Genomic DNA, 18,432 nt, shown 5'->3' with positions numbered 1-18,432 from the left:
TATCGATGTGGGACCTCTCTCCCCGAAATCCGATCGTTCTATTCGTACGCCTACTGAGCGGCGACTCGCATCGAACCTCGAGTCCCACCGGTGATCGAAAGCCGAAATCCGGAAACCGATCCTCCGCCTACGACCGCCCATGACCGAGAAGACGAGCACGTTCGTCGTCACGCACGCCGAAGCGGAATCAGCGGTCGTTCGCGACGTCGAGACTGCACAGGTCCACACCCTCGGATCGAACCCCGGCCTCGAGGTCCACGACGTCCTCGAGGCGACCGTCGCGCCCGAGCCACCGATGGAGGTCACCTGGGAGGTGATCGATGTCGCGGACAGGCGCACGATCGAGCTGGTCGACAGCGACCTCGAGCCGACCACGCACGAGAAGGAACTGGCGGCCGAGGCCGACCTCGGCGACTTGGTACAGGAAGAACGGGCCGGGACAGGCGAGATACACGTTTTCAGCGTGCCCGAGGGCGAGGTCGAGCCCGCAGCGCAGGACGTGCTCGCGGACGAGGAGACGATCTCGCGAGCGGCCCGGCTCGAGGCGGTCCGCGTAGAAGTGCGGCGGTCGGCCGACGACGGCGTACTGAGCGTGCGATACCTCCCCGACTAACCCGGGTCACGAGTCGTACCGGCCGGACCCGTCGGTGCCGTCTGCGGAACTGAATGCCGGCGCGGTCACCGGGACCTCACCGTCAGAGACTCACTCACGTAATGTGGGGGTCAGACTGTCGGAATTGAGAAGGCTTACTTCGGGGGGATACCAGTGGTCGGTTATATGGCGTATTTCGACGTACCGGAGATCGAATACACCCGGTACAGTAACCGCCAGCTCGCGGCGGTCCCGCTCGCGGTCCTCGCAGTGGCACTGCTCGTCCTCGTCGGTTCGTTTCTCGTCTTGGGCTCGCCGGTCCCGATGGGAATGGACTTCGCCGGTGGGACGGAACTGACGGTGCAGACGTCGACGCCCCAGGACGATATCGGGGCGGCGTTCGACGCGGAACCGGAAACCGTGCGACAAGTCGGCGGAACGGGAACCGACAACCAGTACATCGTGCAGTTCTCCGATTCCGACTCGGCGACGCTTCGAGAGCAGGCCGAATCGAACCTGGAACCGGCCGGTAACGGCGATATCGTCCAGTCGGTCTCGTCGACCGCGGCGAGTTTCGGCCAGGAGAGTCAGCGCACGGCCATGCTCGGCCTCGTCGTCGCGTTCGTCGGAATGAGCGCGATCGCCTTCATCCTCTTTCGGACGTTCGTGCCGTCGATCGCGATCGTCATCTCCGCGTTCTCCGACCTCGTGATCCCGCTTGCGTTCATGCGACTGGCCGGGATTTCGCTCTCGCTGGGGACGGTGGCCGGCCTGCTCATGCTCATCGGATACTCGGTCGACTCCGACATCCTGTTGAACAACCACGTCCTGCGTCGGAGCGGTGACTTCTACGAGAGTACTCATCGTGCGATGCGGACCGGTGTCACGATGACCGTCACGTCGATGGCCGCGATGCTCGTGATGGGCGTCGCGGCGTTCGTGCTCGGCATCGATCTCCTGGCATCGATCGGAATCATCCTGTTCGTCGGCCTCGCGGCCGACCTGATGAACACCTACATGCTGAACCTGAGCTTACTTCGCTGGTACAAGTTCGAGGGGGTACGGTCATGAGCCCGATAGACGGCATCAAGGAGAACTGGCGGGTCCTCCTGCTCGTGGCGTTTCTCGCCTTCGCGGTCATCGCGCTGTTCGTCCCCGGCGGCATCGTCGCTGACGACAGCGTCGCCAACGAGAGCGCCGCCAACGAGAGCGTCGACAGTGGTCCGACCAACCTCGAGTTCGGTCTCAGCCTCGACGGCGGCACCCGGATCAGAGCCCCCGTCGTCGGGATGACCGCCGAAGATATCGAGACCGGCGCGGTCAGTGACAGCGGACAGGTCGACGGGGACCGCATCGAGGAGGTCGAGTCGACGTTGTACGAGGAACTCGATCTGGACCAGGCCGACGCCCGAGTCACCGTCCACGACGACGGGAGCGTCACTGCCGAAGTCTTCACCGACAACGTGACACGAGCGGAGTTCGCCGCGGCGCTGCAGTCGGCGGACGTCGACGCGTCCGAGGACGACATTCGCGACGGCGTCACCGAGCAGACCCGTAACGAGATGATCGGGACGCTCCAGACGAAAATCAACGAGGCCGGGCTCTCCGGCGGCTCGGTCTACGAGCAGACCACGCGCAGCAACAACTACATCGTCGTCGAAGTCCCCAACATGGGCTCCGACGAACTCCGTTCGCTGCTCTCCGAGCGCGGGGTCGTCGAGGTCGTCGCCTACTTCCCGGACGAAAACGGGACCCAGCGGAACGAGACAGTGTTGACCCACGACGACATCGCCAACGTCGACCCGCCCCGGCAGCCACAGGGTCCGCAAGGGCAGTCCCAGGGATACATGGTCCCCGTGCAGGTAAAGGAGGGTGAACCCGCGGAGAATTTCCAACGGGACATGGATCGATACGGCTTCCTCGACGAGGGGTATACGCCACAGGGCGCGTGTAACCTCCCCGAAGCGAACGGAACCGTCAGCTTCGACCACGAGGGCCAACAGTACTGTCTGCTGACGGTCTCGGACGGTGAGGTCGTCGACGCCCACTCGATGGGGAGCCTCGCCGACGGGATGATCGCCGGTACCTGGACTAACGATCCGACCTTCCAGATGGGCGCGCCGAGTCAACAGGAGGCCCAGTCGCTCTCCGTTAACCTCCGGGCCGGGAGCCTGCGTGCGCCACTCGACCTGAGTCCCGAGAGCGCCCAGGTCTACTCGATCACGCCGGGCCACGCCGACCAGTTCAAGCAGTACTCGCTGCTGATCGGACTGCTCTCGGTTCTCACCGTCAGCGGCGTCGTCTACGCTCGATACACGGACGCGCGCATCGCCCTCCCGATGATCGTCACGGCGCTGGCGGAAGTCGTGATCCTACTCGGGTTCGCGGCGCTGATACGCATGCCGCTGGACCTCTCCCACGTCGCCGGATTCATCGCCGTCGTCGGGACCGGGGTCGACGACCTCGTGATCATCGCCGACGAGGTGATGGACGAAGGCGACGTCAGCTCAGTGCGGGTCTTCCAGTCGCGGTTCCGGAAGGCGTTCTGGGTCATCGGTGCCGCCGCGGCGACGACAATCGTCGCCCTCTCGCCGCTCGCGGTCCTGAGCCTCGGGGATCTGAAGGGCTTCGCCATCATCACCATCCTCGGCGTGCTCATCGGGGTACTCATCACCCGGCCCGCCTACGGTGACATCCTGCGACGCCTGCTGACCGACCGCTGACGCGTCTCGATTCCGTCAGTCGGCTCTTTCAGCCCGAAACTTCTCAGAACAATCGATCCGTAATCCGCCTCAGTGCGTATTGCGACACCGCGGACACCAGTCGACGGCTCCGTTCTCTCCGTAAACGCGCGCGAAATCGTACGAGACGGGGTTCTCACAGGTAGTACAGATCGGCATCAAATCACCATCGTACCGAACGGCGGGACGATAAATAGCGGCTAGCCTGCGCTCGCAACCGGCGCTCGAGGACGGACTCGACCGAATACACGCAGTGCTATCGCGTGCTCGAGATCGATCGCAGAACCCCGATCACAGAACCGTTGCCTCGCCCGCCGGTCGAAACGACGGTCAGCACGTGCAACGGTCGCCGGCCGTCCGACGGGCTGCTCCCGAGGCGATACTAGGGCTGTTGCAGGTCGCGCTGGAACTCGTCGAAGACCTCGAGGTCGTCGGGGAGGTCGTACGCGAGGTGGCGCTCGTCCTGTCGGTTGGTGCCGGCGTCGTCGATCGGCGTGGCGACGTCCTCCCAGCCGGGTTTGATTTTGACGCTCTTGGCCGGCATCCCGATCGCGATGTGGTGGGCGGGGACGTCGTTCTGGACGATGCCGCGCGCGCCGACGATGGCGTTTTCGCCGACCTTGCAGCCGGCGCGGACCATCGCGTCGTAGGTGAGGCGGACGTCGTCCTCGACGATGGTGTGGTAGTTGCGGACCTCGGTCTGGTCGACGACGTCGTGATCGTGACTGTAGATGTGGACGCCGTCAGAGATCGAGACGCGGTCACCGATCGTGAGTTTCCCGCGGTCGTCCAGGTGGACGTCGTCGTGGACGACCGTGTTGTCCCCGATCGTGATGTTGTGACCGTAGGTGAACGAGATTCCCTTGAAGAAGCGACAGTTATCGCCGCAGTCCTCGAAAAGGTGATCAGCGAGCATCCGTCGGAACCGCAGGGCGAACTCGACGTTGTCCGCGATCGGCAGGCTGTCGAACTGTCGCCAGAGCCACTGGAGGTGCTTCGAGCGGCGGAACTGCTCCTCGTCTTTCTCGGCGTAGTACTCGCTCTCGAGGGTCGTGTTACAGGGATCGTAGCTCTGCAGACGGACGCGCTCGGCCGCCGAAACGGACTCGCCGTCCTGCCAGCGTTCGTAGGCCTCGCGGTCGCCCGAGAGGTCGATCAGGACGTCCTCGACGACCGAGCAGGTGTCCTCGTCGCTCGAGAGTCGTCGATCGACCTCGTCGATGAACTCGCGCATCCCCGTTTCCGCCTCCTCGGGGAGCGACACGTACCGCTTTGTCATACTCCGAGGTATTGCTCGCCGAGTTCATAGGGGTTCGGTTGTGCGGTCCCGGTTGCCGGACCCACTGGCGTGAGGGTTACCCGTTCGGTCGGCTCGGATGAGCTGATCGAGACCTCGCGGTCACTCCTCTGTCGACTGCCAACTCGAGAGGAGCAGCGCGGGCAGTGCGAGCGCGCCGACCACGAGCAGAATGCCCCCCGCAACAGCGCCGATCGTGACGCGGTCCCCGGGAATCTCGAGGTATCGCGCGACGAGGAGTCCGAGCGGGACGAGAGCGAGGAGGACCGCCAACAGGAGTCGGCCGGAACGCCGGGGCCGAGCGCGGGAACCGTCCATACCCACAGTTGTCAGCCGCGGGGCAAGAAGGATTCGACTCGAGCGATCGGCGTCCCGAACCCGTTCGGACCGGTCGCTCGACCGTTCCGTTCACCATAAGTTCCCCCGCTACGAAGGGCCGAACATGCAACACAGCGAACTCGGCGACTCCGGAGTCGAGGTCAGCGAAGTCGGTTTCGGCGCGTGGACCGTCGGAACTGACTGGTGGGGCGACCGCTCGGACGACGACGCGATCGAGATGCTGCGGTACGCCGTCGAGCAGGGGATCACCTACTTCGACACGGGCGACGTCTACGGTCACGGCAACAGCGAGGAACTGGTCGGGCGGGCGCTCGCCGAGGTCCGCGACGAGGTTACGATCGCGACGAAGGTCGGCTACGACTTCTACGACAACCCCCAGGCCGGCCACGGCGAACTCCCCAAGGAGATGGATCCGGAGTACCTTCGGGACGCCGTCCACAAGAGCCTCGACCGTCTCGGCGTCGACTCCGTCGACGTGCTCCAACTCCACAACGCGGACGTCGACGAGATCACTCCCGACGTGCTCGAGCTACTGGACGAACTCGAGGAAGAGGGCCTGATCGAGGCCACCGGCCTCGCGCTCGGTCCCTCGATCGGCTGGCTCGCCGAGGGCGACCTCGCGATCGAGGAGGAGTTCGACTCGGTCCAACTGGTCTGGAACATGCTCGAGCAGGAGGTCGGCGACCACTTCCTCGAGACGATCGAGCGGACCGGCTCGTCGACCAGCCTGATCCCCCGCGTCCCCCACTCCTCGGGCATCTTAAACGAGCAGGTCACGCCCGAGACCGAACTCGGTGAGGGCGATCACCGCGGCTTCCGTCCCGACGAGTGGTACGAGACCGGCTGGGAGAAACTCGAGCGGCTTCGGTTCCTGGAGCGCGCGGAGCACGGCTCCGCGGCCGGCTCGAGCGAGCAGGGCTCGCGAGAGCGAGACGGCGAGCGCACGATGGGCCAGGCGTCGATCGCGTGGCTCCTGAGCCACGATCCCGTCGCGACCGTGACGCCGACGTTCCGCACGAAAGCCGATATCGACGAGTGGGCGGCCGCCAGCGACGTACCCAAACTCTCCGCGGAGGAGATGACCCGCGTCGCGGAGCTGTACGAGAACGACTTCGACATCGACCGCGACGACGGGATGGACTCGCTGCGCTCGTCGGTCGACGGCGCGGACATCGAGTCGGCCGGCCTCGACAAGCTCGCGGCCGACTGATCGGACCGCCCTCGAGCGGGAGCGGCAGGTCCGCCGAACCGGCCTACTCCGACGCGGCTTCGGTAAACCGGAACTCGAGTTCGAGTCTTCCCTCCGTCTTCACGTTCACGCCGCCGAACTGATCGGAGAGTTGTTCTCGCGCTCCGGAGCTCGGTTCGACGGTGACCGAGACGCTGTTGCTGTTCGCGTTGTACGTGATGTTGCCGACCGTGACGTCGAAGTCGAACAGGTCCGGGACCTCCTCTCTGAGGTGCGTTCGCACGTCGTCGACCTCCGACCGAACGTCGGACATCTCGTCGTGTAACGTGCTCATTAGTCGTGCTAACGCCCACCAAGACTTAACGGTTCACCTTGTCTGTTCGTATCGCCTAAACCGTTCGGTCGATTGCCCGAAGAGATCCGGTGGAAGAGACGGGGTTACGCCGGCATTCTGAGCGCGTACAGGATCGCGAGCAGTCCCGAGATCTGGCTGAGCTGACTGAGGACGGCGACGAACGTCTCCGAAAGGAACGGGACCAGCACGTAGAGAACCACGAGGAGGAAGGGGACTGCGAGCGCAAAGAGGAAGCCGACGGCGATGACCAGCATCGGCCGACTGTCGTTTCGCCGGTAGCCGCGATAGGCCTGATAGGCGATGAACAGGCCGATGAGCGCACTCAGGACGTCGGTCGCTTGCACGAACGTCGCGACCCACTCGGCCGGGGACGCCTCCCAGAGCTGGATCGGTATCGAGCGCACGTCACATCCCCTCGATTAAGCTCGTAAACCGGTCCGCCATGTCCTCGCGGCGGTCGATACGGAGGCGCAATCCGTCGTCTCGGAGCTCGACCGTGATCCGCTCGAGGTTCGTCGAGTAGACGGTCCGGTGGTGGCCCCCGTCGGGATCGGGCTTCGTCCGTTCGACGAGGAGATCGCACTCGCGGAGGTCTTCCAGTCGCCGGTACACCGTGGGTCGGGACGCGTCGCAGTGGTCGCTCAGAGTACTCGCTGACATGGGTTTCTGGCTCGTCTCGGTGAGGATCGTTCGCACTGTCGGGTCCTCTAGCAGGGTCCCGATCGTCTCGACATCCGGCTCCTCACTCACGGTACCGACGTGTACCGAGAACGAACGTAAAGGGATTTCCACGACTGCAGCGGCTGCAGTCGTGCGGGTCGGGTTTTCGTCCCGCGTCCCGTTCGGACGAATACGATGCCATCGACTCGTCGCTCGGAAACGGTCGGACGGATCGCCCACCGATTTCGCCGCGTCGTGACGCGGCTGGCCGCGCTGTGTGCCAGTCCCGCCGGCGGCCGGCTTCGACCGACGGCAGCCGGCGGCGTCCTGCTCGTGCTTGCAAGCGTCGCAGTGAGTCTCGCGTCCGCCCGGGTACTCGGGGACAGCGTTCGGATTCGCTGGACCGTCGGCACCTACTACGGGCCGGAGTACGCGCCGACGGCCGTGGCGCTGGCGCTCTTCCCGGCGCTCGTGGCAGCGACCTACCTCGGACTCCGAGCGCTCGGAACCGTCCTCGAGGGCACCCCCGAGTTCGACCGTCACCGCGGGTACTACGAACTGTGCGTGCTGGCGGTCCTCGCGGTGCTCGTGATCGTCCAGATCGCGTTCGTCGCGGCGAACCTCTGGTGAGCGGGACGGGGCGCGCGTGCAACGATCAGTCGTATCTGGCCGTGACCCACTCCTTCCACGTCACCGACCCGACGGTTCGATCCGGGCAGAGCCCGTCGCCGGCTCTGAACGCGGCCGCGGTCTCGCCGGGAAGTGGAAGGCGGACGATTGGTCGCCGCAGGCCGCGCACGTCGCGGTAGGTCGTCGCGAGGTCTCTGACGGTCCGTACCTCTGGTCCACCGATATCGGGCACTCGGCCGGCCGACTCGGGGATCGCGCGCTCGACGATCGCGTCCGCCGCCTCCCCCGCGTCGATCGGCTGGAGCCGAATTCCCGTCGGCAGCGGCCAGACCGGCAGTTTTGAGACCGTCTCGAGAATGTCGGCAACGAACGAGTGGAACTGCGTCGCGCGGACGATCGTCGACGGGACCGCGCTGGCCGCGACGGCCCGCTCGGCCGCCAGTTTGTGCTCGTAGTACGAGAAGGGGATCTTGTCGACGCCGACGATGGAGACGTAGAGGAAATTCGAGACGCCGGCGTCGGCCGCCGCCTCGAGCAGCCGTTCGGTGCCGCGAACGTCGACGGCCTCGGTGTCGCCCTGGGGCGCAGTCGCCGCGTGGACGACCACGTCGACATCGTCGACGGCTTCGCGAACGCCAGTCCCGTCGGTCAGGTCCATTGCGATCCAGGCACCGTCATCGCCGTCGGACGGCGGCGAACGGCTCGCCGCCCGAACGTCGCGGCCCGCAGTTCGCAACCGAGGGCGCAGCGCCGTCCCGAGCGTTCCGGTCGCGCCCGTGAGAAGGGTTCGAGTGGGCATCCCGGCTCCGGATTCGTCCCGAAGGACCAATGTAGTTACCCGTGAGACGGGCGAGGGAAACGACTCACGTCCGAGCGCTCTCGTACCGGTCGCCGCGAGCGGTCGGCCTCGAGCAGCCGTGTCACGCACTCGTGATCGGAACTCGGCGGTGAGCGATACGGCCGCCGGCGTGCCGCCTATATACGTCCCTCTATATCTGGGTTACCTCCCTATCCGGAACGGGAGCGAACAACTAGTCGGCGAGCACACCACCCAGATCCATGAAACCGTACGAATTTACCTGCCCCGACTGTCGCCGAGAGATCCCGGTGACTGACCCGATGCGCGAGGCGACGCTGGCGAACGGCTGCCCCGTTTGCGGACGGCCGGTGGCCGAAGACAACTTCGCGACCTGATTCCGTTGCGATCGACGCTCGCATGCGGTTCCGTACTCGTCGCTCGAGCGCCGTGTCCTCTCGCCGCCCGTCGCTGACTGCGGCCGGCCGCATGTATCGAGGCGGACACGATCGAACACGGAAGCCGTAGTATTAATATAACATACCTACAGACGCCTGAGCATGCTTTCCAGTGTGGTGAGGGGAGAATGACGTTACAGCGCTCCCTGGAACTGATAGGTAATTTCACAAGTAAGTACTTCGTCGTCTGGGTACTGGTCGTCTCTCCGCTGGCACTGTATTCGCCCGAGGCGTTCACCTGGATCGCGCCATACATCACCCCGCTGCTGGGCATCATCATGCTCGGAATGGGGCTGACGCTGACCCCCGAGGACTTCCGCCGGATCCTCGAGCGGCCGCGGGACGTCTTCATCGGGGCGATGGGCCAGTGGATTCTGATGCCGACGATCGCCTACGCCCTCGTCGTCGCGCTCGGATTGCCGGAAGAGATCGGTATCGGACTGATCCTCGTCGGCGCAGCGCCGGGCGGCACCGCGTCGAACGTGATGACCTATCTCGGTCGCGGCGACGTCGCGCTGTCGGTGTCGATCACGTCGCTGACGACGATCGCCGCGCCGCTGGTGATGCCGGCGTGGATCGTCCTGCTCGCGGGCGAGTCGATCACGGTCACGTTCGCCGAGATGGCGACGTCGATCGTGCAGGTCGTCCTGCTCCCGGTCATCGGCGGTCTCGCGTTGCGCTACGTGCTCGACGAGTACGCGCCGGCGGTCGCGCGGGCGGGGCTCTCGATCTTCCCTGCGATCAGCGTGGTCGCAATCGTCGCCATCGTCGCGGCCGTCGTCGGACTCAGCGTCGAGACGATCCTCGGCGCGAGCGTTCTGGTCTTCCTCGCAGTCGTGCTGCACAATGGCCTCGGGCTGGGAGCCGGCTACGCCGTCGGCCACGCGGCGAACATGGCCGAAGACCGAGCCAGAGCGTGCGCGTTCGAAGTCGGTCTGCAGAACAGCGGCCTCGCGGTCGCGCTCGCGACGGCTCACTTCAGTCCGAGCGCCGCGCTGATCCCGGCGCTCTTCAGCGTCTGGCACAACGTCTCCGGGCCGGCGCTCGCGACCCTGTTCACGCGACTCGATGGCGACGCGCCCGTCGGGGAGGGGGAACCGGCCGTCGCCTCCGACTGAGACGCTCGGAGATATCGGGGGCCGAACCGATCACATGATTTCCTTATAGTCCTTTAATCACACCTATGATAGGTTTTTACGGCGGAACAGTGTGTTACTTGGTATCATGAACGAAGTCACGTACGTTCAGAAGGCGTGCGCGTACATCACGCGCGGGACGGGCGAGCTTTTGGTCTTCGAGGGGCCCGGACACGACGGACTGCAGATCCCGAAGGGAACGCTCGAGACGGGCGAATCACCGCGGGAGGCGCTGTTCAGGGAGGTCCGCGAGGAGAGCGGCCTCGTGACGTTGAACGGGACCCGACGCCTGACGACCGATATCTGGACGCGACGCGAAGGCAGGCGGTACGTGCGTCACTTCTTCCACTCGAGGGTGCACGAGCCCCGAGATCGGTGGACTCACACCGTCACCGACGGCGGGGGAGAACACGGGTCCGAGTTCGAGTTCCGCTGGGTTCGGCCGACGACCGTCGGGGACGGTGAGTTCGCGCTCGACCTCGACGAGTACGTCGGCCTGCTCCCGACCGTTCCCGGACCCGAGGCGGTCGCGAGCGCCTCGGACTGAGCGACCCGAACGGACCGCTTCGAGGCCCCTCGACGCTCTCGAAGCCCTCGAGACCCTCGCGTTTGATCGGTCCCGGTTGGAACGCATCAAAGCGGCGCAGGCAGCAGCCAGAAAGCCTATACCGATTTCAGGGCGTTTCCGGGTAATGACCCTCCACCGCCGGGAGTACCTCAGCGTCACCGCGGAGGCGCTCCACCCCGGAGCGACCGTTCGTTACCACTACCGAACCGGGAGTTCGCTCGCGACCGTCGTCGAGCAGACCGACCGCCTCGTCACGTTCGTCGGCGAGGACTGCGACGGCAAATTTACGCACGGCCAGATCGACCGACTGTTCGCGGACGGCCGCCTCGAGATCGTCCTCGACGACGAGATCCACGCGCCCGACGACCGGTCGGAATAAGATCGCGACCGGGGGACGTCATCGCCTCGCTTCTCAAGTTCATCACTCTACAGCGGTCAGTACAAGCACCGGCATCTCACTCTGTCTCAGCCGACCGCCGTGTGGTGGCGCGTGCTGGCGGCCGTCCGAACGATAGTGAGGGCGGCCGACGAGGCCGCGCGAGGGATGAGCGAGGGAAGAATGACCGAGCGAATCGGCTGGGGAGGACGTGGCGATTCCCCGTTGACACGGTAGCAGGGCACTCGTCTCTGTCGGGATCACGTTCCTGCCCTACTCGTTCCATTCACGGCTCTCTCGAGTGCGAGACCCATCGAAAGCACAGATCGAGACGAAATCCTATTTCGAGAGCGCGCGCTCGACGGCTTCCGCTACGTCCATCGCTTTCTCGGCCAGGTCCTCGGAGACCAGTCCGTCGTCGACGGCGGCCTCGAGTTCGTCCGCGTCGACGATTTCGACCGTCCCGTTGCCCTGTCGGATCACGTCGACGTAGAGGTCGACGTACCGGACCGTGTCGGGGAACAGCTCGACCGGCGTACAGACGTTGACGTAGGTCCCCTTCGACGTGCCGTCGGCGGCCTTGTACGTCGTCGGATACCACCAGCGCCCCTCGCGGAACTTCGTCACGGCGACGTCGCCCGAGGCCTTCGGGACGCCGAGCGCGTCGTAGCTCCCGCCGCCGCTCATGGAGCGCTCGAGAGTTATCTTCCCTTCGGGGTCCCAGTCGGTGACCTCGCCGCGGCCCAGCGAGATGAGCCGGCCGTCGGGCTTGCCGTGGCCGATCTCGAGGCGGTCGCCCCCGGTCGGGCCGAACTGGCGAGCGACCGCGGCGAAGGGGAACGCGTCGCCCTCGACGCCGGCGTCGTCCCCCATCGAACCGCAGACGGCCTCGGCGAAGTCGACCGCCGCGCTCGCGGCCCGATCGGCCGCTTTCGTTCGATGGTGGCCCGGCATCGTGGTCTCGACTCGGCGTCGAACGCCGTCCAGCGCGAACCGGGACTCGCGGCCGAACCAGCACCACTCCGTCGTCCGGGGCGCGGCGAGCAGCCCCGGCTCGTCCGGGTCGTCCGGTGCGTCGGCGAGGGCGTCCTCGAGCGCTCGCACTCGCCTCGCGGCGTCCTCGAGGGCGGTGCCCATCGCCTCGAGGTCGGCGTCGGCGGCGGCGTGTTGCCAGCGCAGCCCCCATCCCTCGGGGACGTCGACGGAGAGCAGATCGGTCATGCCGACGAGTTCCTCCCCGCGCTCGCCGCGCAGCGCCGCCGAGACGCCGGTCCGATCCCGCGAGAGGGTACAGAGCCCGCCCCCGACCTCGAGCGTCGGCCGCACGAGCGGGCGGTCGTCGTCCCACGGCGGTGCGGGCTCGTGAACCTGCACCCGGTACCGGTTGCCGGCGTCGACGTAGCTATCGGCGTCGTCGTATTTGAGGAACCCCCGCCGGCCGTCTCCGAGGTCGACGACCGCGCCGCTGCCGCCGCCGGCCTCGAGCACTTCCGCGTCGAAGACCGCGCCGCGGGGGACGTCGTCGTCCCAGCGGAAGGTATCGACGGCGAGCCCCGCGAGTTCGCCCGCGACCGTCTCGACCGCGTCGGGATCGCCCGAGACCGCAACGCCCAGTCGATCGCGGGTCGTCTCGATCGAGACGTCGGCCGGGGCTGCGTCGAACGACCGCTCGAAGCGCTCCCGGATCGGTTCGGAGGCCTGGACGACCTCGCAGTCGGCTTCGCTCAGGAGTTGCGTCACTGCCGTCGTGTAGATACCGCGGACTCGAGCCGTCGTCATCGATCTCTCTCCGCGAGTGTGCGGGCAGTCCGTCGTTGTAGAGACCGCTCGAGCGCGCTGAGCCCTGTCTCGCGCACGGGAATCACCGCAGCGTCTCGCGGTCGGCCGCGAACCGAACGCGGTCGTTAATCGTCGGCCCGAGAGAGAGTTCGACGTACCCCTCGTCCAGGATCCGCCCGTCCTCGACGTAGATGCCCCACGTCTCGAATCGGAGCCAGCCCCGCATCTCGTCGGCGTGGGTCGTGAGATCGGCGTACTCGACGTCGTGCTCGGGATACGCCGAGCTCGAGTGAGCCATCTCCATGTCGGAGTAGACAGTGTCGTGCTCGTCGAAGAAGGCCTCGAGCGCCGCCGCGTCCTCGGCGACGGCCTCGACGACCGCCTCCGAGGCAGCCCGGAGGTCCTCGGTCTCGAGGCCGACGTCGCGAAGCGCCCGCTGGGTTCGCTGATCGAAGTGCATACCCGCCGGTTGGGCCGGGAGCCCTTTGATGATTCCGAGTCCGGACCATCCGTCGCGTTGGCGGGCACGGACGGCGGTGCTCGCCGGACGACTACTTTCGTCAACACCTCCCACGCAAAGCATATGAGCCTCTCTGGCCTGCCGATACGTAATGGCAGAATCCCACTACCAGTGCGAGAACTGTGACTCCGAATTACACTATCAAACGACGAAACATAACGGCTGCCCGAACTGCGGACTCGTACCGCTCCACAGCGCTGACTGACTCGAATTTCGACGCGGCGAGGGTCACGGTCCCCGTGCCGACCGGTTCCGTCCACTGAACGGAGGGCCCGAAGTTCGCCCGTGACTGCCGGAGCGGTCCCCTCGTTCCCGAGTCGCCGGTTGCCGAACCTATACTGGCCCGGCCGCTAGAGACACGACCATGCAGCGAAGGCGCGACCCGGTCGAACGAGCCGAAGAGCGAAGTGGAGACGGGTCGACGGACCTCTACGACGTCTCCACGTGGGAACCGCGATCGATACCGGACTTGTTCGCGTACACACTCTACAACGCGATCAGCTACGGGTTTCGAGCGATCGTCCTGTTGGTCGCGATCGCGATCACGCTCTCCCTGCTCGTTTCGCCGGCCGCGCTCGTCCTCGAGGATCCGTTCATCGGGATCTTCTTCGCACTCTCGGTCGTCCCCGCGGGACTGCTCGCAGCGTACATCTGGTATGCAGATATCACGACGAGCGAACCGCTCCGCCTGCTCGTCGTGACCTTCCTGCTGGCGATCCTGTTCGCGACGTTCGCCGCGGTCGTCAACTCGTTCACGCGGCCGCTGTTCGGTGCCGGGTTTCTCGGCAGCCTCTTCTTTTTCTACCTGATCGTCGGTCCGATCGAGGAGACGGTCAAGTTACTCGCCGTCCAGGTGTTCGCCTACCGAAGTACCAGTTTCAACGCGGTCATCGACGGGGCGGTCTACGGTGCCGTCGCGGGACTGGGCTTTGCGGCCATCGAGAACGCGATCTACATCGGCCGGGTCGTCGGCGAGGCCGAACCCGAGGCCAGCGTGCTCTTCACCGCGGGCGGAATCGCGACGGTCCGCGCGCTGGCCGGTCCCGGCCACGTCATCTACTCTGCGATCGCGGGCTACTACCTCGGACTGGCGAAGTTCAACCGTGACTACGCCGGTCCGATCGTCCTCAAGGGGCTGCTCGTCGCCGCCTTTGTCCACGGAACGTACAACGTCACGGTCGGAATCGTTCCCGGGATCCTCACCGAGCTCCTCCCGATCGGCTTCGGACTGGCGTTCGTGGGGTACGTGGTGCTCTACGACCTCGCGATCGGTTACTACCTCTACCGCAAGATCGCTCGCTACCGTCGGACCTACCAGACCGCGACGAGCGACATCGACGGTGACTCGCGGCCGGAGCTGACCGAGTTCGAGCCGCCACAGCGCTGACCGCTCGCATCGTCCGACCGCCGTCCGCTCGAGGCGAGTTCCATCACAGCCACGTCGGGCCGGACGCGTCTCCCCCGTCGCCGTCGTGCCACGAGTGAGCGGGCGTCCAGTCGAGGAGGGCGGCGGCCTTCGCGTTCGAGAGCGCGGACTCCTTCCCCTCGAGATCGCAGTCGGCCGGCAGGTCGCCGCAAACCGCTTCGACCAACTCTCTCGTGGGCCGGCCGAGGTAGTTCTCGTCGGCGACCGCCAGCACCGCCTCGTGGCCGTCGTGGTCGCTCGCGAGCGCCGCCTCGATCAGGCGCGCGATGTCGCGGACGTCGACATAGGCGCCGAAGTTCCCGCCCGACGCCTCGTCCGCGAGATCCGAGCCGTCCTCCGACGGCCGCGCCCGGGTGCCGTCCGGCGAGAAGACGGTCGCCGGCCGGATCGTGGTGACGGAGATGCCGTACCGGCGCGCGATCGCTCGAGCGCTCTCTTCCCCGCAGAGCTTCGACAGTCCGTAGGGATCCTCGGGCCGGCGGTCGTGGGTCTCGTCGATCGGGAGGAAGTCGGGCGTCCACTCGCTCTCCGAAAACAGCGCGCCGTAGGCCGCCTGCGAGGAGGTCCAGACGACGTCCGTTTCGGCCCGGCCGGCCGCGACCAGCACGTTGTACGCGCTCGTGACGTTGTTCTCGAAGAGTCGCGTTCCGGGGTTGGAGTTGGGATCCGACATCGCCGCCAGGTGGACGACAGCGTCGGGGTCGACCTCGGCGATGGTCTCCCAGGTCGGCCCCTGTTCGGTCAGGTCGACGGCTCGAAACTCGGCGTTCGCCCGCACGCCGTCGGGCCGCTCGAGATCGAGGCCGACGACGCTGACGCCCCGGTCCGCCAGTCGGTCGACGACCCACGATCCCACGTCGCCGGTCGCGCCCGTGACGACGGCAGTCTCTACGTCGTGGTCGAACTCCGGCGTCCGTGATTCGGTCATATCGACCCTCCCACACCCATCCACTAAACCGTGGTTGCGACCGTCGCCAGGAGAGAGCGAGAGGAGGAGAGGGAACCGCAGGCCGTCAGTCGAACCGCGCCTCGAGCAGCCGTTCGACGTACTTCGCGAGCACGTCGACCTCGAGGTGGATCGGATCGCCGGGCTCCTTGTCGGCGAGCGTCGTCAGTTCGTATGTCGTCGGGATGATCGCAACGGTCACCCGGCCGCGTTCCGCGTCCAGCTCCGCGACGGTCAGGCTGATCCCGTCGAGCGTGATCGACCCCTTCTCGACGACGTAGCGATCGTACCCCTCGGGGAGTTCGAACTCGAAGAACCAGTCTTCCTCGACCGACTCTACGTTCGAAACGGTCGCGACCGCGTCGACGTGGCCCTGCACCACGTGGCCATCGAACCGGCCGTCCGCCGGCATCGCCCGCTCGAGATTGACCGCGTCGCCCTCGGCGAGGTCGCCCAGATACGTCCGCTCGACGGTCTCCGTCGCCAGGAAGACCTCGAACCACTCGTCAGCAGCGAACTGCTCGACCGTGAGACACGCGCCGCTGACGCTGATGCTCTGGCCGTGTTCGAGCCCCGTCGCGACCTCGTCGGCCCCGATCCGCAGTCGGAGGCCGTCGTCGGTTCGCTCTCGAGCGACGATCTCGCCGGTCTCCTCGACGATCCCCGTGAACATGTCCGGAACTGACGGGCGACGGGGGAAAGCCGTTCCGGGTCCGACCGCGATCGAACCGGGACGCGTCGATCCGCGCGACTTGTCGTCGTGCTTTTGGCAGTACCCCCACTATCTCCCCGCAATGGCCGGCATCATCGATACGATCAAACTCGCGGGCACGCTCGTCTTCGCACTTCCCGCCGCAATCGCCGGAATCGGACTCCTCACGGAGGGACAGACCGCGTTCGGTGGGGCGCTCATCGGGCTCGCGATCGGGCTCGTGGCCGTCCAGCACTGGCTGACGATGCCCACCGATATTCCCGAAATGCTAGCGAAACGGGTCGTCGGAACGGTCGCGAAAGAGCCGGAGTCCGAGTCGGACGACGATCGATAGCGCTGTACCGACTCGACTCGATCCCGCGATCGACTCGCGACGAACGTCGTTCGACGGGACGACACCACCGGCACAACGCCTTCCCGACTCCGGACGGAAGGGCCGATATGGGAACCGCATGCACGTACTGCGGCAGTGACGTCGAGCGACACGATCCCGTGTACGTGACCGAAGGCGAGAACGACAGCGCCGATCGGGCGAGGAAGTTCTGTAACTACGCCTGTCTGAGCGAGTACATCGACGACGAGAACCTGACGGCCGGTTCCGCCTGCGAGTGGAACCCACAGTCCTGAATCGTCCGGTACCGCGGCGATCGCTCGTCGAGCGAGGCGCGTCCGAACGGTCCCTCTCCGAGCGCGGCGACCGCCGACCGGTGGTGGCTATTTACCCGTCGAGGCTGTCGGCCATCTACCGATGATCGATGGCGAGTCACTGCTCCGGTCCGCCCGTGACCGCGTCGGGACCTCGAGGGGGCGGCTCGACCGCTCGAGCGAGAATCGGGTCAAGCGATGGATCCTGTTCGACGGGGACCGCGAGCGGGTCGCGACCGCGTTGCTCGGCGCCGTCTTCGCCGTCTTGCTCGTGCTGGGCGGGATCTGGCCGATCGAGTACCAGGACCTGCTGAGCGAGACGACGATGGTCCAGACCGTGTTCAACACGCTGCTGTCGGGGACGATCCTGCTGGTCTCGATCGTCGTCTCGATCGCCGCGGTCGGGATCTCCCAGGAACTCACGTCGCTGGGCGATCAGTCCGAACGCGTCGATACGACGATCGACTTCCAGGGGGGACTCGAGGACCGAGACATCGTCGACGTGAGCCCGGCGCGACCGGGCCAGTTCACCGCGGTCGTCCTCCGATCGATCAAGGAGCGAGCGGACGAGCTACAGCGCCTCGAGGGGGCCGCGGGTCGGGAGTACCGCGACGCGGTCGATCGACTGCAGGCGGACATTCATGCGAACACCGAGGAGGTACTGACGACGCTCTCTCGAGTTCCGAACGGCTCGACCGATGAACTACTGACGGGACTGAACTACGACTCCTCGTGGCAGCTCTACCAGTCGCGGCGGATTCTCACGGAGTACGGCGACCAGCTCACCGCTGCCGAGAAGCGCGTCATCGAGGACATCATGGACACGCTCCACACGCTCATGGTCTGTCGGGAGTACTTCAAGACGCTCTACTACAAGCTCGAGCTCTCGGACCTCTCGACGACGCTGCTGACCGTCTCGCTCCCGGCGATCGTCTTCATCACGTACGTGCTGCTCGCGCTCGATTCCGGCCTCTTCCCGAACGTCACTGTCCTCGGCTACACGCCGCTGACGGTCTTCATCAGCCTCGCGTACACGATCGCGCTCGCGCCCTACGCCGTCCTCACGTCGTACGTGCTCCGGGCCGCGAACGTGACGAAACGGACCCCCGAGGAGGGGCCGTTCGTGCTCGACGCCGACCGCGAGACGGCGTACGATGCGGGGGCGAGCGACGACTGAGGCGAGAAGAGGTGTGGTACTCTCGCCATTGGATCGCGTGCAGTTGCGCGCGCTGGGCCGCAGTGAGCCGATAGCGAACTACGGTCCGAT

Annotated in this window: 24 protein-coding genes; 13 read left to right on the top strand and 11 right to left on the bottom strand. The window is 66.1% G+C overall.

Features of this window, described 5'->3' with window-relative positions:
* The first annotated feature begins 139 nt into the window (after positions 1–139).
* From LDH66_RS09455 to LDH66_RS09445, 3 genes are all read left to right on the top strand, one after another.
* Positions 140–613: a DUF5812 family protein gene (locus LDH66_RS09455; protein WP_226480803.1), complete on the top strand. Its 474-nt coding sequence runs from the start codon at positions 140–142 to the stop codon at positions 611–613.
* 165 nt (positions 614–778) lie between these two features.
* Positions 779–1,663, top strand: coding sequence for a protein translocase subunit SecF (gene secF, locus LDH66_RS09450; protein WP_226480802.1), 885 nt, complete (start codon positions 779–781; stop codon positions 1,661–1,663).
* Complete coding sequence (locus LDH66_RS09445) at positions 1,660–3,315, top strand: preprotein translocase subunit SecD (protein WP_226480801.1); 1,656 nt, start codon at positions 1,660–1,662, stop codon at positions 3,313–3,315. Before secF ends, LDH66_RS09445 begins: the two co-directional genes overlap by 4 nt.
* Positions 3,316–3,384: 69 nt before the next feature.
* Here LDH66_RS09445 and LDH66_RS23280 read toward each other — a convergent pair whose 3' ends face one another.
* The 3 genes from LDH66_RS23280 to LDH66_RS09435 all read right to left on the bottom strand — a co-directional run bounded on the left by LDH66_RS23280 (position 3,385) and on the right by LDH66_RS09435 (position 4,948).
* Entirely contained in the window at positions 3,385–3,492 is a 108-nt protein-coding gene (locus LDH66_RS23280) for a DUF7563 family protein (RefSeq protein ID WP_425492899.1), read from the bottom strand.
* 223 nt (positions 3,493–3,715) lie between these two features.
* The gene (locus LDH66_RS09440) at positions 3,716–4,612 is read right to left on the bottom strand and encodes an acyltransferase (RefSeq protein ID WP_226480800.1); all 897 of its coding nucleotides are present in this window, start codon (positions 4,610–4,612) and stop codon (positions 3,716–3,718) included.
* Positions 4,613–4,732: 120 nt separating this feature from the next.
* A complete protein-coding gene (locus LDH66_RS09435) occupies positions 4,733–4,948 on the bottom strand; it encodes a hypothetical protein (protein WP_226480799.1) in 216 nt (71 codons plus the stop codon).
* A gap of 124 nt (positions 4,949–5,072) precedes the next feature.
* On the opposite strand from LDH66_RS09435, the gene LDH66_RS09430 reads away from it, so the two are divergent.
* On the top strand, positions 5,073–6,179 hold the full coding sequence (locus tag LDH66_RS09430) for an aldo/keto reductase (protein WP_226480798.1): 1,107 nt from the start codon (positions 5,073–5,075) through the stop codon (positions 6,177–6,179).
* 43 nt (positions 6,180–6,222) lie between these two features.
* On the opposite strand, the gene LDH66_RS09425 is transcribed toward LDH66_RS09430, so the two are convergent.
* From LDH66_RS09425 to LDH66_RS09415, 3 genes are all read right to left on the bottom strand, one after another.
* A complete protein-coding gene (locus tag LDH66_RS09425; RefSeq protein ID WP_226480797.1) occupies positions 6,223–6,492 on the bottom strand; it encodes a hypothetical protein in 270 nt (89 codons plus the stop codon).
* 104 nt (positions 6,493–6,596) lie between these two features.
* Positions 6,597–6,917 carry a DUF7521 family protein gene (locus LDH66_RS09420; protein ID WP_226480796.1) on the bottom strand — a complete coding sequence of 107 codons (321 nt, stop codon included), beginning with the start codon at positions 6,915–6,917 and terminating at the stop codon, positions 6,597–6,599.
* Position 6,918: 1 nt separating this feature from the next.
* A complete protein-coding gene (locus LDH66_RS09415; RefSeq protein WP_226480795.1) occupies positions 6,919–7,263 on the bottom strand; it encodes a helix-turn-helix domain-containing protein in 345 nt (114 codons plus the stop codon).
* Positions 7,264–7,368: 105 nt separating this feature from the next.
* Between LDH66_RS09415 and LDH66_RS09410 the strand changes: the two genes are divergently transcribed.
* On the top strand, positions 7,369–7,803 hold the full coding sequence (locus tag LDH66_RS09410) for a hypothetical protein (protein WP_226480794.1): 435 nt from the start codon (positions 7,369–7,371) through the stop codon (positions 7,801–7,803).
* A 25-nt stretch (positions 7,804–7,828) separates the two neighbouring features.
* Here LDH66_RS09410 and LDH66_RS09405 read toward each other — a convergent pair whose 3' ends face one another.
* A complete protein-coding gene (locus tag LDH66_RS09405) occupies positions 7,829–8,602 on the bottom strand; it encodes an SDR family oxidoreductase (RefSeq protein ID WP_226480793.1) in 774 nt (257 codons plus the stop codon).
* Between the two features lie 260 nt (positions 8,603–8,862).
* Between LDH66_RS09405 and LDH66_RS09400 the strand changes: the two genes are divergently transcribed.
* From LDH66_RS09400 to LDH66_RS09385, 4 genes are all read left to right on the top strand, one after another.
* The gene (locus tag LDH66_RS09400) at positions 8,863–8,997 is read left to right on the top strand and encodes a DUF7560 family zinc ribbon protein (RefSeq protein WP_226480792.1); all 135 of its coding nucleotides are present in this window, start codon (positions 8,863–8,865) and stop codon (positions 8,995–8,997) included.
* Between the two features lie 188 nt (positions 8,998–9,185).
* Entirely contained in the window at positions 9,186–10,175 is a 990-nt protein-coding gene (locus LDH66_RS09395) for a bile acid:sodium symporter family protein (protein ID WP_226480791.1), read from the top strand.
* A gap of 106 nt (positions 10,176–10,281) precedes the next feature.
* A complete protein-coding gene (locus tag LDH66_RS09390; RefSeq protein WP_226480790.1) occupies positions 10,282–10,740 on the top strand; it encodes an NUDIX hydrolase in 459 nt (152 codons plus the stop codon).
* Positions 10,741–10,885: 145 nt separating this feature from the next.
* Entirely contained in the window at positions 10,886–11,140 is a 255-nt protein-coding gene (locus LDH66_RS09385; protein ID WP_226480789.1) for a hypothetical protein, read from the top strand.
* A 336-nt stretch (positions 11,141–11,476) separates the two neighbouring features.
* On the opposite strand, the gene LDH66_RS09380 is transcribed toward LDH66_RS09385, so the two are convergent.
* Together LDH66_RS09380 and LDH66_RS09375 are read right to left on the bottom strand one after the other, a co-directional pair.
* A complete protein-coding gene (locus LDH66_RS09380) occupies positions 11,477–12,916 on the bottom strand; it encodes a ribonuclease FAU-1 family protein (protein ID WP_226480788.1) in 1,440 nt (479 codons plus the stop codon).
* A gap of 82 nt (positions 12,917–12,998) precedes the next feature.
* On the bottom strand, positions 12,999–13,376 hold the full coding sequence (locus tag LDH66_RS09375; protein ID WP_226480787.1) for a DUF7532 family protein: 378 nt from the start codon (positions 13,374–13,376) through the stop codon (positions 12,999–13,001).
* 424 nt (positions 13,377–13,800) lie between these two features.
* On the opposite strand from LDH66_RS09375, the gene LDH66_RS09370 reads away from it, so the two are divergent.
* The gene (locus tag LDH66_RS09370) at positions 13,801–14,823 is read left to right on the top strand and encodes a PrsW family intramembrane metalloprotease (protein WP_226480786.1); all 1,023 of its coding nucleotides are present in this window, start codon (positions 13,801–13,803) and stop codon (positions 14,821–14,823) included.
* A gap of 43 nt (positions 14,824–14,866) precedes the next feature.
* Here LDH66_RS09370 and LDH66_RS09365 read toward each other — a convergent pair whose 3' ends face one another.
* Positions 14,867–15,790 carry an NAD-dependent epimerase/dehydratase family protein gene (locus LDH66_RS09365; protein ID WP_226480785.1) on the bottom strand — a complete coding sequence of 308 codons (924 nt, stop codon included), beginning with the start codon at positions 15,788–15,790 and terminating at the stop codon, positions 14,867–14,869.
* An 85-nt stretch (positions 15,791–15,875) separates the two neighbouring features.
* A complete protein-coding gene (locus LDH66_RS09360) occupies positions 15,876–16,481 on the bottom strand; it encodes a riboflavin synthase (RefSeq protein WP_226480784.1) in 606 nt (201 codons plus the stop codon).
* Between the two features lie 121 nt (positions 16,482–16,602).
* On the opposite strand from LDH66_RS09360, the gene LDH66_RS09355 reads away from it, so the two are divergent.
* The 3 genes from LDH66_RS09355 to LDH66_RS09345 all read left to right on the top strand — a co-directional run bounded on the left by LDH66_RS09355 (position 16,603) and on the right by LDH66_RS09345 (position 18,342).
* A complete protein-coding gene (locus tag LDH66_RS09355) occupies positions 16,603–16,854 on the top strand; it encodes a DUF7533 family protein (protein ID WP_226480961.1) in 252 nt (83 codons plus the stop codon).
* Between the two features lie 107 nt (positions 16,855–16,961).
* Positions 16,962–17,147, top strand: a complete 186-nt coding sequence (locus tag LDH66_RS09350; RefSeq protein ID WP_226480783.1) for a hypothetical protein — start codon at positions 16,962–16,964, stop codon at positions 17,145–17,147.
* A gap of 121 nt (positions 17,148–17,268) precedes the next feature.
* Positions 17,269–18,342 carry a DUF7972 family membrane protein gene (locus LDH66_RS09345; RefSeq protein WP_226480782.1) on the top strand — a complete coding sequence of 358 codons (1,074 nt, stop codon included), beginning with the start codon at positions 17,269–17,271 and terminating at the stop codon, positions 18,340–18,342.
* Positions 18,343–18,432 lie beyond the last annotated feature (90 nt).

The organism is Natrinema amylolyticum (genome assembly GCF_020515625.1).
GTDB classification, from domain to species: domain Archaea; phylum Halobacteriota; class Halobacteria; order Halobacteriales; family Natrialbaceae; genus Natrinema; species Natrinema amylolyticum.
Note: the sequence above shows the minus strand (reverse complement) of the source record. Positions and strands in the feature narration are given on the sequence as shown.